We start from the raw sequence: 15,854 nt of genomic DNA, 5'->3' as shown, positions 1-15,854 counted from the left end.
ACTGGTCTACTAATCAGGAGCTATTATGGCGAGTACCCAGCTGTTTCGTCCGCTAAAAGTCGGTGCAATTACCGTCCCAAACCGCGTATTTATGGCACCGCTGACCCGTCTGCGCAGCGTTGAGCCAGGCGATATTCCAACCCCAATGATGGCTGAATATTACCGCCAGCGCGCCAGCGCTGGTCTAATCATCACCGAAGCGACCCAGATCTCTTTCCAGGCGAAAGGCTATGCCGGTGCGCCAGGATTACATACTCAGCCACAGATTGCGGCGTGGAAAGCAATTAACGAAAGCGTGCATCAGGCTGGCGGTCACACTGCCGTGCAGTTATGGCACACCGGTCGTATCTCACATAACAGCGTGCAGCCGGAAGGCAAAGCACCGGTTGCCCCATCCGCGATTGCCGCAGGCACCCGTACTTCACTGCGTGCTAAAGATGGCAGCGTATATCGCGAAGATACCTCTGTGCCGCGTGAGCTGACGGTGCCAGAGATTCAGCAGATCGTGGCAGATTTTGGCCAGGCTGCGGCAAACGCGCGTGAAGCGGACTTTGACCTGCTTGAGCTGCACTCGGCGCACGGTTACCTGATCCACCAGTTCCTGGCGCCTGGCTCAAACCAGCGTACAGACGAATATGGCGGCAGCATCGAAAAACGCGGTCGTTTTGCGCTGGAAGTGGTTGATGCTGTGATCGCCAACTGGTCAGCCAATCGTATTGGTATTCGCGTCTCACCTATCGGTAGCTTCCAGAATCTGGACAACGGCCCGGACGAAGAAGAAGCGGCACTGTGGTATATCGGCGAGCTGGCAAAACGCAACATCGCCTATTTGCACCTTTCTGAGCCAGACTGGGCCGGTGGTCAGCCTTATACTGATGCCTTCCGTCAGAAAGTGCGTGACCTGTTTCCGGGTGCCATCATTGGTGCCGGTGCCTATACCGTTGAGAAAGCGGATGATCTGATCGCTCGCGGTCTCATTGATGCCGTTGCGTTTGGTCGCGATTACATTGCTAACCCGGATCTGGTTGAGCGTCTGCAGCAGGATGCGCCGCTCAATCCACAGCGCCCGGAAAGCTTCTACGGCGGCGGCGCTGAAGGTTATATCGACTATCCGACACTGTAACCGGTTTGGGCTGCCGTCGGAGACGATGACGGCAGCCATTATTCATCGGCGATTTTCATCGCTATACTTAGCGCCTGGGTCACCCGGCTTTGGCATTTTATTTAAAAGAGGATGTTATGCGTTTACTTCATACCATGCTGCGCGTTGGCGATCTCCAGCGTTCTATCGATTTCTACACCCGTGTACTGGGCATGCGCGTGCTGCGTCAGAGCGAAAACACCGAATACAAATATACCCTGGCGTTTGTGGGCTATACCGACGAAAGCGAAGGTGCGGTGATCGAGTTGACCTACAACTGGGGTGTCGATAAGTATGACCTTGGTGATGCTTATGGTCATATTGCGCTGGGCGTTGATGATGCGGCAGCGGCATGCGAACGTATCCGCAAAGATGGCGGCAACGTTACGCGTGAAGCTGGTCCGGTTAAAGGCGGCTCCACCATTATTGCCTTTGTTGAAGATCCCGATGGTTACAAAATCGAGTTGATCGAAAATAAAGATGCCGGTAACGGCCTGGGTCACTAACTTTGCCTGTCAGCCTGCCTAATCGGGTGGGCTGTATCCCCTTCTCTGCGCTTCATCTGCTGCACCCGGCCCCGTTTTTTGCCATAATACGCGCTGCCCTTTTTCTGCAACGAGATCCTGATGTCTGAATCGAATTCCCCTAATGCACTCAATCAACGTTTCCGTGGCTTCTATCCGGTGGTGATCGACGTTGAAACCGCGGGTTTCAATGCGCAAACCGATGCGTTACTGGAGATTGCCGCTATCACGCTGAAAATGGATGAAGAGGGATGGATTCAGATTGACCAGACGCTGCATTTCAACGTCGAACCTTTTGTCGGGTCGCTGCTGCATCCCGAGGCTCTGGCCTTTACCGGTATTGATCCCAGCAATCCGCTACGCGGCGCAGTCAGTGAATATGAGGCGCTGCACGCTATTTTCAAAATGGTGCGTAAGGGCATAAAAGACAGCGGCTGCAATCGCGCCATTATGGTGGCGCACAATGCCACCTTCGACCTGAATTTTATGTCAGCGGCGGCTGAACGTGCCAGCCTCAAGCGCAATCCATTTCACCCGTTTGCCACCTTCGACACCGCGGCCCTGAGCGGGCTAGTGCTGGGTCAGACGGTTCTGGCGAAAGCCTGTATCGCGGCGGGAATGGCGTTTGACACTACACAGGCGCATTCGGCGCTTTACGACACTCAGCAGACGGCGACACTGTTCTGCGAACTGGTGAACCGCTGGAAACGGTTAGGCGGCTGGCCACTGCCCTTCGCGGAAGACGACGCGCAAATCAGTACATCCGCATAAGCGATGCTGCAATGAAAAAAGGCCGACTTAATGTCGGCCTTTTTTTATTCTGCTTCTTTAAATTTTTCTGCGGTCTCTTTAATCAGCGACTGCAGTTCACCGCGCTGTAACATCTCAACGATGATATCGCATCCACCGACCAGCTCACCATCGATCCACAGCTGCGGGAAAGTTGGCCAGTTGGCATATTTCGGCAGCTCTGCACGAATGTCCGGGTTCTGCAGAATATCCACGTAAGCAAAACGCTCACCGCAGGCTGACAGCGCCTGCACCGCCTGTGCAGAGAAACCGCAGCTTGGCAGTTTCGGAGAACCTTTCATGTACAGCAGGATCGGGTTTTCTGCGATCTGGCGCTGAATTTTTTCTACAGTACTCATAATTGCCTTCCTTAATTCGTTACTTCGTGTTTGTTTATTGTAGCGACTTCGCAGCATGACTGAAAACGACATTTTGATCGCTGCCCGATTAAATCGCCATCATTGTTAAGTCCTGCGTCGGATGCCTGAATGCCTGATTATTAACGTCTGGTAACAGATTAATAATTCGTAATAATTTCGCTGATATAAGACGCTGAAAATGCTCATTTTCAGCGCAATTACGTGGGTTGCAAAGATTAATATTAAAAGGCATTACAGTTTTTAAAAGAACTGGACTAGAATGGCCGGGGCGCTGATCCTGGATCAGATTAATCTCAACTTTGTCGCGGTGCGTAGTGGCCCTGACAACTTAACGACTTCAATGGACTATGCGTTTAATCATTACGCTTTTCATGCTGGCCTTTGCGCAACTGTTTTTTAACATCGCCGCTGCGTCGCCGCACGCACCGGTGAACGTTAGTACGCATAAGGCAGAGAAAAAGAGCGCGCGCGACGATGAGCGCCGCAAGCGTCGCCCGTTGAAAACGGTGACGAAAAAAACTCGCCTCAGCTCGGTTCAAAAACTAAAAACTAAAAAACAGAAAAAAGTCGAACTCATCGCTAAACAGACACCTGCTAAAAAGACCTCGCTTAAAACAGCCCGTATCAACAAGAACAAAGACAAGAAACGCTATGGTCATCAGCGCCCGCTGAAAACGGTTGAGGTAACCCCCAGCGAGACCGGCACGATTAAAATGAGCAAATCTCATCGCCAGCGCTACCAGAAAGCGCGCGAAACAGCGATGACCAAGCTGATGGGTCAGTTAGGTAAGCCGTATCAGTGGGGCGGCACCTCACCGCATACCGGTTTCGATTGCAGCGGTCTGGTCTGGTACGCGTATAAAGACCTGGTGAAGTTTAAAATCCCACGAACCGCTAACGAGATGTATCACCTGCGTGATGCTGCGCCAATCAAGCGTGAGTCGCTGGAGAAAGGCGATCTGGTCTTCTTCCGCATCAATGGACGCGGTACTGCTGACCACGTCGGCGTTTACCTGGGCAACGGCAAATTTATCCAGTCACCACGTACCGGCAAAGATATTCAGATCAGCGCATTAGGGGAAGATTACTGGCAACGTCACTATATTGGTGCCCGTCGCGTGATGACGCCGAAAACCATACGCTGAGTAGCAGAACAAGCAGAAGAGAGCCGGGATAATCCCGGCTTTTTTATTAGTGCAGAATGGCAGTAAAACTAAAGGCCACAATCATCAGCAGACAGCCCACGGTGGTCATTAAAGCCAGTTTAAGATCGGTACTCATTGCTTGCTCCTTCATCACACAATTAGTGTGGATATCGCATTTTCCCACAGGGCCCAGTAAAAATCTCGTTTTATCCGTCCAGCCTTGTTAGAATCCCGCCTTTGTTGCGCAACGCGCGCAACCCTGATTCCGTTTGCGCACGCTGTCAGGCGGTTTTTCTCCGCCAGGAGCCTGTTTTCTGTCCGGTAAAGCGGCATTTTTGCGGAAAAAACCCTGAACAGACGCAAACGTTTAACACAAAGCTTATCATAGGGTTAGATAGGCACTGGAGTCCGATTTTCATGGCAACAATTAAAGATGTGGCGAAACGCGCAGGAGTCTCAACGACGACCGTTTCGCACGTCATCAATAAAACCCGCTTTGTGGCTGAAGAGACGCGCAACGCGGTCTGGCAGGCGATTAAGGAACTGCACTACTCACCGAGCGCCGTGGCGCGCAGCCTGAAAGTGAACCATACCAAGACGCTGGGCCTGCTTGCCACCTCCAGCGAAGCGCCCTATTTCGCTGAAATTATTGAAGCGGTTGAAAATCACTGTTTTGATAAAGGCTATACATTGATTCTGGGTAATGCGCATAACGATCTGCAAAAACAGCGCGCCTATCTCAGCATGATGGCGCAGAAACGCGTAGATGGTTTGCTGGTGATGTGCTCTGAATATCCGGACGACCTGCTGCAAATGCTGGAAGAGAACCGCAATATTCCGATGGTAGTGATGGACTGGGGCGAGTCGCGCGCCGACTTCACAGACACAGTACTGGATAATGCCTTTCAGGGCGGTTATCTGGCGGGACGCTATCTGATTGAACGTGGACATCGTGAGATTGGTGCCATTCCCGGTCAGATGGAGCGTAACACCGGTGGCGGCCGCCATGCCGGGTTCCTGAAGGCGCTGGAAGAGGCGGGTATTCAGCCGCGCACCGAATGGATTGTGCAGGGTGACTTTGAGCCGGAGTCGGGCTATCAGGCGATGCAGCAGATCCTGTCGCAGAAGCAACGCCCGACGGCAGTGTTCTGTGGGGGTGACATCATGGCGATGGGCGCGATTTGCGCCGCCGATGAGATGGGTTTGCGCGTACCACAGGACATTTCGGTGATCGGCTATGACAATGTGCGCAACGCCCGCTATTTCGCCCCCGCCCTGACCACAGTGCATCAGCCTAAAGCCCAGTTGGGTGAGAAAGCGCTGGATATGCTGCTGGACCGTATCACCAGTAAGCGTGAAGTTTCACAAACGATTGAAGTCCATCCCACGCTGATTGAGCGCCGTTCAGTAGCCGATGGCCCGTTCCGCGACTATCGCCGGTAATCTTCCCTTAACCACTCCTGATTAAGCGTTTGCGCATCACCCAGATAGCTGAGCAACCAGCCTGTCGCCGGTGATGCGCGATCCTCTGCCCAGCTGACGCAACATGGGCTGTCCGGAAACGCCACCGGCAGCGTCAGTTCAACCAGTTCGCCGCTGTCGAGCAGTGGCCTGGCCAGATGACCAGGCACCATCGCCACGCACAATCCCGCCTGCACGCACTCAAGGCCGGTTTGCCACTCCGGCACCACCAGCCTGCGCTGGTTATCCAGCGTCCATGTCATACGACGCGGCAGTGCGCGTGACGTATCCTCCAGCACCAGTGATGGCCAACTGCGCAGCGTGTCGTCATCTATCTGGCTCGCTTGCGTCAGGGGATGGTGAGGCGCGACAACGCAACGCCAGTTGAGTTTGCCCATATCCCGAAAGGCAAACCGTCCGCCAACCGGAATCGCCTGAGTCGCACCAATCGCCACATCCACCCGGCCATCGGCCAGCGCATCCCATACACCGTTAAAAACTTCATAGCTGATGATCAACTCCATATCGGGGAAGTGGCGATAGAAATCTTTGACCATTTGCCGGGTGCGCTGAGGCTTAGCAATACGGTCAACGGCAATGCTTAGCTGGCCGCGCCATCCGTTGGCCAGTTGCTGACACTGTCGCCGTGTGGCAAGCATTTTTTTGATGATGCTGCGCCCTTCCCGGACAAAATGTTCGCCTGCCGGGGTCAGAACCACTTCACGATGCTGACGTTCGAATAGCGGTACCGCTAGCCAGTTTTCCAGCTGACGCACCGTATAGCTGATGGCAGAAGGTACCCGGTGTAACTCCTGCGCGGCGGCGCTGAAGCTGCCCCCGCGGGCGACGGCGTCAACCACTTCTAATGCATATTCTGACCACATAATTTGCCTTCAAAAATTTTAACAGCAATCGGCAAATATTACCGTTTCACAGCGTCAGACGCACCTTTTACACTCTGACGCGTTTATCCTGCCAAAATGAGAGTCAAATGTCGTCGAATAAAGGATTCATGCCCTATCTTGCCCTGCTGAGCATGCTGGGCTTTTTAGCCACTGATATGTACCTGCCCGCCTTTGGCGCAATGCAGCAAACTTTTAACACCTCGCCCGGCCTGATCAGCGCCAGCATGAGTCTATTCCTGGCAGGCTTCGCCTGTGGTCAGCTCTTCTGGGGCCCCCTTTCCGATCGCATCGGCCGTAAACCGGTGCTGCTGGCCGGACTGGCCATGTTTGGTGTTGGCTGCGCAGGCATGCTGTGGGTAAATGATATCTATCTGATGCTGGCGCTGCGCTTTGTTCAGGCAATTGGTGTCTGTGCTGCGGCCGTGAGTTGGCAAGCGCTGGTGGTGGATCGCTACCCTGCCGCGCGCGCCAACAAAGTATTTGCCACCATTATGCCACTGGTTGCACTCTCTCCGGCGCTGGCCCCATTGCTGGGTGCCTGGCTGATCGGTCACTTCCACTGGCGTTCGATTTTCCTGGTGCTAACCCTGATTGCGGTGGCGTTGATTCTGACTACTCTGCGCCTGCCCACCGTGCGTAAGCCCGCGGGCGAAAAAGGTACGCAGCCCGGCTTTTTCACCCTGCTAAAATCACGGGTCTACAGCGGAAATGTGCTGATCTATTCCGCCTGTTCAGCCAGCTTTTTTGCCTGGCTGACCGGCTCGCCCTTTATTCTGGCGGATCTGGGTCTCTCGCCTGCCGATATCGGCCTGAGTTATGTGCCGCAAACACTCGCCTTTTTAATTGGCGGATTCAGCTGTCGCGCCCTCCTCAACCGCTTTAGCGGCGCACAGTTGCTGCCCTGGTTGCTGGGAGTCTATAGTCTGAGCATTCTTGCGCTGTTTGCTGTTGCGCTGTCAGGCAATAGCACGCTAATGAGCCTGATGGCACCCTTCTGCGGTATGGCGCTGGCTAACGGTGCGGTCTATCCGATTGTGGTGTCCGGTGCGCTGATGCCTTTCCCGCACGCCACCGGTAAAGCGGCAGCGTTGCAGAACACGCTGCAGTTAGGACTCTGCTTTGCCGCCAGCCTGGCGGTGTCGGCCGGATTAACCCAGGCGCTGTTTACCACCACACTGATGATGACGGTAACTATTCTGCTCGCGCTGATCGGTTACTTTATGCAGCGTGCAGCAAGCGCACAAACTGTTGTTGCCTCTGCGCAACCTGCCTGCCAGGATAATCACTGACGCACTGACTTTTTAGTTAGCTTCCTAACAATAAGTTATTGAATATTGACCTGCGTGAGAATATACTCATTCGGGTCAACAAACCTGTAATAAATCAACAATATAATAACGTAATAATCTGATTGGCACCCTGTTGCCGGGACGGTATTCGCGCGCGTTATTCACACCCTAACCGACCTGCTACAGGCGATTCCAGTCCTCTGTATCACACAGATAACCGGTGTACGGAGTCATCCGTGCCGTTCCTCAACGCCTGACGAAGTTGGCTATTATTTGTTCAGGCTCAGATTGGACAGGTGGTGGAAAAGCTATGAGTTCATCTTATGCAGAAGCAGTGAGTCCTGAAGAGAACCATTGGTATCGCATCGTTCACGAACTGCTGGAAAAAGCGGATATCGAAATTAATGGTTCACGTCCCTGGGATATTCATATTACTCATCCGGGTTTTTTTAAACGTGTTCTGCAGGAGGGATCGCTTGGGCTCGGTGAGAGCTATATGGATGGATGGTGGGAGTGTGATCGGCTGGATATTTTCTTCCACCAGGTACTTAAACATAAACTTGATGAGCAGCTTCCTCATCACTTTAAAGATACGCTGCGCATTGCCGCTGCACGCTTAACTAATCTGCAATCAAAAAAGCGGGCCTGGATTGTCGGTAAAGAGCATTACGATCTTGGCAACGATCTCTTTTCACTGATGCTCGACCCCTTTATGCAATATTCCTGTGGCTACTGGAAAGAAGCCACCACACTGGCGGCGGCGCAGGAAGCAAAGCTGGATATGATCTGTCGTAAATTAGCGCTGGAACCCGGGATGTCGCTGCTGGATATCGGCTGTGGCTGGGGCGGCCTCGCGGAATTTGCCGCAGGTCATTATGGCGTTAAAGTGCATGGCGTAACGATTTCCGCCGAACAACAGAAACTGGCGCAGCAGCGCTGTCGCGGATTAGATGTCACGATTCTATTGCAGGATTATCGCGATCTGAATAAGCAGTTTGATCGCATTGTTTCGGTGGGTATGTTTGAGCATGTCGGACCGAAAAATTACGCGACCTATTTTGATGTGGTCGATCGTAATTTAAAGCCTGACGGTATTTTCCTGCTTCATACTATCGGCGCGATTAAAACCGATATGAGTGTCGATCCCTGGATCGACAAATATATTTTCCCCAATGGCTGTTTGCCTTCGGTTCGTCATGTGGCGGATGCCAGCGAGCCCCATTTTATTCTGGAAGACTGGCATAACTTTGGTGCCGATTATGACAAAACACTGATGGCCTGGCATGAACGCTTTTTACAGGCCTGGCCAGAGCTGGCTGATAATTATGGTGAACGTTTTAAGCGGATGTTCTCCTACTATCTTAATGCCTGCGCCGGTGCCTTCCGGGCGCGCGATATTCAGCTGTGGCAGATCGTATTCAGTCGCGGCGTTGAAGGCGGATTGCAGGTGGCGCGTTAGGGTCAGGCATGTGGTCGTGATGAAGGCGCTGCCGCGCCGAAGACGATTAAAAGGGCTGGCCTGTTTTGCTTTGAGACGGGGCCGCACAGGGAACACGTTAAGACCGGAAAGACGCAAAACCCGCCATCCATGGCGCGGGACACGTTCCTGCCCTGTCCGTGTTCCCTGCGTCTTAAGCGTTTGTATTGTTGCCAGATTCAGCCTGATTTAGACTTTTGCACTCTTTATTGCTTATGCGCCTTTTATTAACTCTCAGCGGCAGGCTGGCCGGTCAGCATGCTCATAGCGGCTGCGGCATCGCGTTGTGCTAACACCCGCTCAACGGTCTCTACAATCGCCTGCGTATGAGGATCGATCTCAATATTGACCCGGTCACCAAAAGTCTTCACCCCCAGGGTGGTACGTTCCAGCGTTTCCGGGATCAGATAGACGCAGAATTTGGTTTTTGTCACATCGCCTACTGTCAGGCTGATGCCATCGATGCCGACGAAGCCTTTATGCAGAATATATTTCATCTGCGAGGGATCCTGGATTTTAAACCAGACTTCTCGGTTATGTTCTGACTGGATAATCTTGCAGATTTCAGCGGTGGTCATAATATGACCCGACATCAGATGGCCGCCTATTTCATCGCTGAATTTTGCTGCACGCTCAATATTGACTACATCGCCCTGATGTAAATCGCCGAGATTTGTGACCCGCAACGTCTCTTTAATTAAATCAAAACTGACGCAGTCGCCTTCAATTGCCGTCACGGTTAAGCAGCAACCGTTATGGGCTACGGATGCGCCCAGCGCCAGACCCGGTAAGAGTTCTGCTGGCAGTCTGACAGTATGGGTACGAAACAATTCTTTCTCTTCAATGGACACGATTTCTGCCGTGCCCTGCACAATACCGGTAAACATAGTCTTTGCCTCTGCGAAGTTTGCGCTAGTTTATCACAGCTCAGGTCGGCTGTTGATTTCAGCAGGCAGCGCCTGTTTGATGGGACGGCAAACCGCATCGGGTGACAAAGATTGGCGAATTCTGTTACGCCAGTTACACTAGCCCGCGAAATTCCATGGGCTTTGCTGCCCTTTTAATTTACTCAATAAGTCAGGTGTTAACGTGCAGAAGTATTTAACAGAAGCGCGTCAATTGCTGGCCCTTGCGATTCCGGTCATTCTGGCTCAGGTGGCTCAAACCGCAATGGGATTTGTGGATACCATTATGGCCGGTGCAGTCAGCGCCACGGATATGGCCGCCGTTGCTGTCGGCACCTCTGTCTGGCTTCCTGCCATCCTGTTTGGTCATGGTCTTCTGCTTGCATTGACGCCCACCGTTGCGCAACTCAACGGTTCTGGTCGCCGCGAACGTATCGGCGAACAGATTCGCCAGGGATACTGGCTCGCCTTTTTCGTTTCCCTGCTGATTATGGTGCTGTTGTGGCATGCCGGTTACCTCATTCGGGCAATGCATAATATCGATCCGCAACTGGCGCTGAAAGCAGAAGGCTATCTGCATGCCCTGCTGTTCGGTGCGCCTGGCTATCTCTTCTTTCAGGTATTGCGTAACCAGTGCGAGGGGCTGTCGAAAACCAAACCGGGCATGGTGCTGGGCTTTCTGGGTCTGATGTTCAACATCCCGCTTAACTATGTCTTTATTTATGGCCACTTCGGCATGCCCGCTCTGGGCGGCGTCGGCTGCGGCGTGGCGACCGCCTCGGTCTACTGGGTGATGTTTATCTGCATGCGCTTTTGGGTGCGCCGGATGGGTAGCATGCGCGATATCCATATGGAGAGCCGCTGGACGCCTCCATCCCGTCCGATTCTGAGCCGCCTGATGACGCTGGGATTGCCGGTGGCGCTGGCACTCTTCTTTGAGGTCACGCTGTTCGCCGTTGTCGCCCTGCTGGTTTCTCCACTGGGGATTGTTAACGTAGCCGGTCACCAGATAGCCCTGAATTTCAGTTCACTGATGTTCGTGTTACCGCTGTCACTGGGTGTCGCGACCACTATCCGCGTAGGTTATCGTTTGGGTCAGGGTTCCATCGAGCAGGCACGGGTTGCGGCCTGGACCGCCCAGGGTGTCGGCATCAGCATGGCGGCGCTGACCGCCATTTTTACCGTGACGTTTCGTCATCAGATTGCGCTGCTCTATAACGACAATCCCGACGTGGTGACACTGGCGGCACAGTTGATGCTGCTGGCGGCGATTTATCAGTTTTCAGACTCAATACAGGTTATTGGCAGCGGGATCCTGCGCGGCTATAAGGATACGCGGTCGATTTTCTTTATTACCTTTATCGCTTACTGGCTGCTGGGACTGCCCGCAGGGTATCTGCTGGCGCTGACCGACTGGCTGGTGCCACGCATGGGGCCGGCGGGCTTCTGGTGCGGCTTTATTATCGGTCTGACCTCGGCTGCTGTAATGATGATCTGGCGCATCAGACGGTTGCAGCAATCACCGGCGGAAATCATCCTTATGCGCGCGGCGAGATAACCCTGGAGGTGGGACAGAAAGGGCCCGCGATGACGAAAAAAACGACGGTTAGCACAGTTGCTGTTCAGTCATGGCGAAAAAACTATTTTCCCCTTGCCAGCCTCACACGCTGCCGTTAATATTCGTCCCCGCTGTCGCCCTGATAGCATGTTGCGCTCTTAGCTCAGTTGGTTAGAGCACCACCTTGACATGGTGGGGGTCGATGGTTCGAGTCCATTAGAGCGCACCAAGTGCGTCCGTAGCTCAGTTGGTTAGAGCACCACCTTGACATGGTGGGGGTCGGTGGTTCGAGTCCACTCGGACGCACCAATATTCAGAATGCGCTCTTAGCTCAGTTGGTTAGAGCACCACCTTGACATGGTGGGGGTCGATGGTTCGAGTCCATTAGAGCGCACCACTTTCATAACTTCTTCAGTTTGCGCAACTCCACTTTTATTGATCTGCATCTCTTTCACCCTCTGCTTTTTGATTGGTTTTCGCATACTTAGCGTCTATACTGTCCCGCGTTGCTTACTTGAAAGGTTTCAGCGATTTCGTGCTTACTGCGATAACTCAAATGATTTGCGCAACAACAGCGTGGTGGTTACCAACCGTAACCGCACAACTTCCCTGCACGCCTGGCCTTCGTCACCTATTCTTACTCAGTACTGCCCATTTCAGTCTCAATCAGAAATTTCACTTCGATGCGCTGCCATCGGATTCCGCCCTTATTCATCCATCACAACTTACAGATAATCCGTCATGAAAAAGACTAAAATCGTTTGTACAATCGGTCCGAAAACCGAATCCGAAGAGATGCTGACTCAACTGCTTGAAGCGGGCATGAATGTTATGCGTCTTAACTTCTCTCACGGCGACTACGCTGAGCATGGTCAACGCATTACCAATATGCGTGCTGTAATGCAAAAAACCGGTCGTCAGGCTGCTATCCTGCTGGATACCAAAGGCCCTGAGATTCGCACCATGAAGCTGGAAGGCGGCAACGATGCGGCGCTGAAAGCGGGTCAGACTTTTACCTTCACCACAGACCAGAGTGTCATCGGCAACAGCGAGCGTGTGGCGGTAACCTACCCGGGTTTCACAGCTGACCTGAAAATTGGTAACACCGTGCTGGTCGATGATGGACTGATTGGCATGGAAGTGACCGAAGTCACTGAAAACACCGTGGTGTGCAAAGTCCTTAACAATGGTGATCTGGGTGAGAACAAAGGTGTTAACCTGCCGGGCGTCTCCATCCAGCTGCCTGCACTGGCTGAAAAAGATAAACGCGACCTGATTTTTGGTTGTGAGCAGGGCTTAGACTTTGTCGCCGCCTCTTTCATCCGCAAACGTTCAGACGTGCTGGAAATTCGTGAGCACCTGAAACAGCACGGCGGCGAGCATATCCAGATCATCTCCAAAATCGAAAACCAGGAAGGCCTCAACAACTTCGACGAAATCCTCGAAGCGTCAGACGGCATCATGGTGGCGCGTGGCGACCTGGGTGTTGAAATCCCGGTTGAAGAAGTGATTTTCGCGCAGAAGATGATGATCAAAAAATGTAATAAAGCACGCAAAGTGGTTATCACGGCCACCCAAATGCTCGATTCGATGATCAAGAACCCGCGCCCTACCCGCGCCGAAGCCGGTGACGTGGCTAACGCCATCCTCGACGGTACCGATGCCGTGATGCTGTCAGGTGAGAGTGCTAAAGGCCGTTATCCGCTGGAATCGGTCACTATCATGGCGACCATTTGTGAACGTACCGACCGCGTCATGAAGTCCCGCATCGACAGCCAGAGTGATAACCGCAAAATGCGTATCACGGAAGCCGTCTGCCGTGGTGCCGTTGAAACCGCTGAAAAGCTGGAAGCGCCGCTGATTGTGGTCGCTACCGAAGGCGGTAAGTCAGCAAAAGCCGTGCGTAAATATTTCCCGAACGCCACTATTCTGGCACTGACCACCAACCCGACTACCGCACGTCAGCTGATCCTGAGTAAGGGGATTGAGACGCGTCTGGTGAATGAGATCGCCTCAACCGACGATTTCTATCGTCTCGGTAAAGAAGCGGCACTGGAAAGTGGCTATGGTCAGAAAGGCGATGTCGTGGTGCTGGTGTCCGGTGCATTAGTGCCAAGCGGAACTACCAACACCGCCTCAGTACACGTTCTGTAAAACTCGCTTTAACTGTTATTTAGAAGCGCCTTTATCAGGCGCTTTTTTTATTTCTACTTAAACCAAATGTCAGAAAATTCAAATCGAAATTAACTATTCAAATAATCTTAATATTAAGGTTAATCCGATTAAATCTCTCTGTTTTCGCTTAATTTTTTTATCATATTCTGGGATTCGCTGCTTCTTTGAGCGAACGATCAAGTTTAAGCATCTTCTCATCAAAAATTTATTCTCAACTTAAAAAGCTTTGTGTAATACTTGTAACGCTACATGGAGATTAACTCAATCTAGAGGGTATAAATAATGAATCGTACTAAACTGGTACTGGGCGCGGTAGTTCTGGCTTCAACTATGCTGGCTGGTTGCTCAAGCAACGCTAAAATCGACCAGCTGTCTTCAGACGTTCAGACTCTGAACGCTAAAGTTGACCAGCTGAGCAACGACGTGAACGCAGTGCGTTCAGACGTTCAGGCTGCTAAAGATGACGCAGCTCGCGCTAACCAGCGTCTGGACAACCAGGCTCACTCTTACCGTAAGTAAGAGTTCTGGTTTAAAAATGGCGCCTTTATGGCGCCATTTTTTTTCCCTGAATTCAGTGCCCTTTCTGACCTTCACCCGATCAGGGCTGAACGGCTTTACTGTCAACCTGCGCAATCGGGCCATTTGTCCCCACAGATGCGCTCTCCAGCCCTGCAGGCGGCACGGTATCACTCTGCACCGGTTCTCCACTGCTGACCAGCACCGGCATGCCTGAGCGTCGCGCTAAGCTGGCTTTAATCAGCGCACTATCACTCATCTCACTTTTCATAAACTTCTTTACTCCGGTGCTGAGCGCAATCGGCATGGTTTGCGGATCGTCTTTGTCATTGCGTGACAGCGGCTGATGCACTTCCACGTAGCGTTTACCATCCGGCTCCACAGCGTACTTCACCGGCTGATTGATGATTTCTACCCGCGTCCCTTTTGGGGCTGAATTAAACAGCGCCTCAATATCTTCTGAACGCAGGCGGATGCAGCCTGAACTAACGCGCATGCCGATGCCAAATTTCGCATTAGTGCCATGGATCAGATACTGCCCGGTGCCACGAGCCAGCCGCATGGCAAACTGCCCCATCGGGTTGTCCGGGCCGGCAGGTACCACACCGGGCAGCGTAATGCCCTCTTTGGCGTAGCGCTTGCGGATGTTTGGCGTCGGCGTCCAGGTCGGGTTAGAGATTTTCTGGCTGATTTGAGTCACCATCACCGGGGTTGCCGCCCCCAACTGGCCAATGCCGATGGGATAGACCATGACCTTATCTTCCCCTTTGGGATAGTAGTAAAGTCGCAGCTCGGCCAGATTAACCACAATGCCTTCGCGCGGTGTATCGGGCAGGATCATCTGCAGCGGCACCGTCAGTTGAGAACCCGCTTTCGGTAGCCAGGGATCGGTATCGGGATTTGCCTCCAGCATGCCAAGCAGCCCGACCTGGTAGCGAGCCGCAATGGCTTCCAGAGGTTGCTTGTCATCAGGAATCTGAGTCAGGACGTTTTCGCCAATCAGGCGACTGTCAGGTGGTGGCAGCGGATATTCAGTGGCGAATGCGGGTGCAGAGAGCCCAAAGCAGGTTAGCAGCAATGCGCCGGCTAAATGTATAGCAGGTTTCATGCAATTTTCTCATCGGATAAAAAACAGACGCCGGATGGCGTCTGTGGAGTGTAACTTAGCTGAGGTTCTGAGCGGTATGGCGAATAGACCGAATCATCGCCTCAAGCCCCTGCGACCGGGTGGGTGTCAGGTGCTGCATGAGTGCCAGTTCGCCAAACCAGTGGCGCACATCCAGCGCCAGAATATCGGCGGGCGGGAGATTCTGATAGAGACTAAATACGATAGCAATCAGTCCCTTAACGATAGCGGCATCGCTGTCGCCTTCAAACGCAATCCCCCCCTCCGCTTGAGGGGTCATTCTAATCCATACCTGACTTTGGCAACCCGAAATCACGTTTTCCGGCTGGTGCAAGGTTTCAGAAGATTCCGGCAGCTTTGAGCCCAGCTCAATGATGTAAAGGTACTTCTCTTCCCAGTTAGCGCAACGATTGAAGTTGCGAACCAGTTTTTCTTTTTCAGGCAAATTCGCCATCAATGACTC

The 15,854-nt window shown here is 52.8% G+C and carries 16 protein-coding genes and 3 tRNA genes; 13 read left to right on the top strand and 6 right to left on the bottom strand.

The window, feature by feature from the left end; genetic code table 11:
• Positions 1 to 25 precede the first annotated feature (25 nt).
• From WFO64_RS04895 to rnt, 3 genes are all read left to right on the top strand, one after another.
• Positions 26 to 1,123 (top strand): alkene reductase, encoded by a 1,098-nt coding sequence (locus WFO64_RS04895; RefSeq protein ID WP_337009389.1) that lies wholly within the window; start codon positions 26 to 28, stop codon positions 1,121 to 1,123.
• Positions 1,124 to 1,239: 116 nt separating this feature from the next.
• On the top strand, positions 1,240 to 1,647 hold the full coding sequence (gene gloA / locus WFO64_RS04890; protein ID WP_337009387.1) for a lactoylglutathione lyase: 408 nt from the start codon (positions 1,240 to 1,242) through the stop codon (positions 1,645 to 1,647).
• Between the two features lie 120 nt (positions 1,648 to 1,767).
• The gene (gene rnt, locus WFO64_RS04885) at positions 1,768 to 2,436 is read left to right on the top strand and encodes a ribonuclease T (RefSeq protein WP_337009385.1); all 669 of its coding nucleotides are present in this window, start codon (positions 1,768 to 1,770) and stop codon (positions 2,434 to 2,436) included.
• Positions 2,437 to 2,480: 44 nt separating this feature from the next.
• Here the strand turns inward: rnt and WFO64_RS04880 are convergent, their stop codons facing one another.
• Positions 2,481 to 2,816 carry a Grx4 family monothiol glutaredoxin gene (locus tag WFO64_RS04880; protein ID WP_337009532.1) on the bottom strand — a complete coding sequence of 112 codons (336 nt, stop codon included), beginning with the start codon at positions 2,814 to 2,816 and terminating at the stop codon, positions 2,481 to 2,483.
• A gap of 365 nt (positions 2,817 to 3,181) precedes the next feature.
• Between WFO64_RS04880 and WFO64_RS04875 the strand changes: the two genes are divergently transcribed.
• Positions 3,182 to 3,979 (top strand): C40 family peptidase, encoded by a 798-nt coding sequence (locus tag WFO64_RS04875; RefSeq protein WP_337009383.1) that lies wholly within the window; start codon positions 3,182 to 3,184, stop codon positions 3,977 to 3,979.
• Positions 3,980 to 4,025: 46 nt separating this feature from the next.
• Here WFO64_RS04875 and cydH read toward each other — a convergent pair whose 3' ends face one another.
• Entirely contained in the window at positions 4,026 to 4,115 is a 90-nt protein-coding gene (gene cydH / locus WFO64_RS04870) for a cytochrome bd-I oxidase subunit CydH (protein WP_095707274.1), read from the bottom strand.
• A gap of 281 nt (positions 4,116 to 4,396) precedes the next feature.
• Between cydH and purR the strand changes: the two genes are divergently transcribed.
• Positions 4,397 to 5,422 carry an HTH-type transcriptional repressor PurR gene (gene purR / locus WFO64_RS04865; RefSeq protein WP_337009380.1) on the top strand — a complete coding sequence of 342 codons (1,026 nt, stop codon included), beginning with the start codon at positions 4,397 to 4,399 and terminating at the stop codon, positions 5,420 to 5,422.
• On the opposite strand, the gene punR is transcribed toward purR, so the two are convergent.
• A complete protein-coding gene (punR, locus tag WFO64_RS04860; RefSeq protein WP_337009378.1) occupies positions 5,410 to 6,324 on the bottom strand; it encodes a DNA-binding transcriptional activator PunR in 915 nt (304 codons plus the stop codon). The two genes, purR and punR, sit on opposite strands and share 13 nt — an antisense overlap.
• A gap of 107 nt (positions 6,325 to 6,431) precedes the next feature.
• On the opposite strand from punR, the gene punC reads away from it, so the two are divergent.
• Together punC and cfa are read left to right on the top strand one after the other, a co-directional pair.
• Complete coding sequence (gene punC, locus WFO64_RS04855) at positions 6,432 to 7,634, top strand: purine nucleoside transporter PunC (RefSeq protein ID WP_337009376.1); 1,203 nt, start codon at positions 6,432 to 6,434, stop codon at positions 7,632 to 7,634.
• Positions 7,635 to 7,944: 310 nt separating this feature from the next.
• Complete coding sequence (cfa, locus tag WFO64_RS04850) at positions 7,945 to 9,093, top strand: cyclopropane fatty acyl phospholipid synthase (RefSeq protein ID WP_337009374.1); 1,149 nt, start codon at positions 7,945 to 7,947, stop codon at positions 9,091 to 9,093.
• A gap of 245 nt (positions 9,094 to 9,338) precedes the next feature.
• Here cfa and WFO64_RS04845 read toward each other — a convergent pair whose 3' ends face one another.
• Positions 9,339 to 9,998, bottom strand: coding sequence for a riboflavin synthase subunit alpha (locus tag WFO64_RS04845; RefSeq protein ID WP_337009371.1), 660 nt, complete (start codon positions 9,996 to 9,998; stop codon positions 9,339 to 9,341).
• Positions 9,999 to 10,200: 202 nt separating this feature from the next.
• On the opposite strand from WFO64_RS04845, the gene WFO64_RS04840 reads away from it, so the two are divergent.
• From WFO64_RS04840 to WFO64_RS04815, 6 genes are all read left to right on the top strand, one after another.
• Positions 10,201 to 11,574 (top strand): MATE family efflux transporter, encoded by a 1,374-nt coding sequence (locus WFO64_RS04840; protein WP_337009369.1) that lies wholly within the window; start codon positions 10,201 to 10,203, stop codon positions 11,572 to 11,574.
• A 152-nt stretch (positions 11,575 to 11,726) separates the two neighbouring features.
• Positions 11,727 to 11,803: transfer RNA gene (locus WFO64_RS04835), tRNA-Val, on the top strand.
• Positions 11,804 to 11,806: 3 nt separating this feature from the next.
• A tRNA-Val gene (locus tag WFO64_RS04830) sits at positions 11,807 to 11,883 on the top strand.
• An 11-nt stretch (positions 11,884 to 11,894) separates the two neighbouring features.
• A tRNA-Val gene (locus tag WFO64_RS04825) sits at positions 11,895 to 11,971 on the top strand.
• Positions 11,972 to 12,315: 344 nt separating this feature from the next.
• Positions 12,316 to 13,728, top strand: coding sequence for a pyruvate kinase PykF (gene pykF, locus WFO64_RS04820; protein ID WP_337009367.1), 1,413 nt, complete (start codon positions 12,316 to 12,318; stop codon positions 13,726 to 13,728).
• Between the two features lie 303 nt (positions 13,729 to 14,031).
• Positions 14,032 to 14,268 (top strand): major outer membrane lipoprotein, encoded by a 237-nt coding sequence (locus WFO64_RS04815; RefSeq protein ID WP_003853216.1) that lies wholly within the window; start codon positions 14,032 to 14,034, stop codon positions 14,266 to 14,268.
• A 79-nt stretch (positions 14,269 to 14,347) separates the two neighbouring features.
• Here the strand turns inward: WFO64_RS04815 and WFO64_RS04810 are convergent, their stop codons facing one another.
• Both WFO64_RS04810 and sufE read right to left on the bottom strand, forming a co-directional pair.
• The gene (locus WFO64_RS04810; protein ID WP_337009365.1) at positions 14,348 to 15,373 is read right to left on the bottom strand and encodes a L,D-transpeptidase family protein; all 1,026 of its coding nucleotides are present in this window, start codon (positions 15,371 to 15,373) and stop codon (positions 14,348 to 14,350) included.
• Between the two features lie 55 nt (positions 15,374 to 15,428).
• Positions 15,429 to 15,845 (bottom strand): cysteine desulfuration protein SufE, encoded by a 417-nt coding sequence (gene sufE, locus WFO64_RS04805; protein WP_337009363.1) that lies wholly within the window; start codon positions 15,843 to 15,845, stop codon positions 15,429 to 15,431.
• Positions 15,846 to 15,854 lie beyond the last annotated feature (9 nt).

The sequence above is a fragment of the Pantoea sp. AS142 genome, from assembly GCF_037152305.1.
In the GTDB taxonomy this organism is placed as follows: Bacteria; Pseudomonadota; Gammaproteobacteria; order Enterobacterales; family Enterobacteriaceae; genus Pantoea.
Note: the sequence above shows the minus strand (reverse complement) of the source record. Positions and strands in the feature narration are given on the sequence as shown.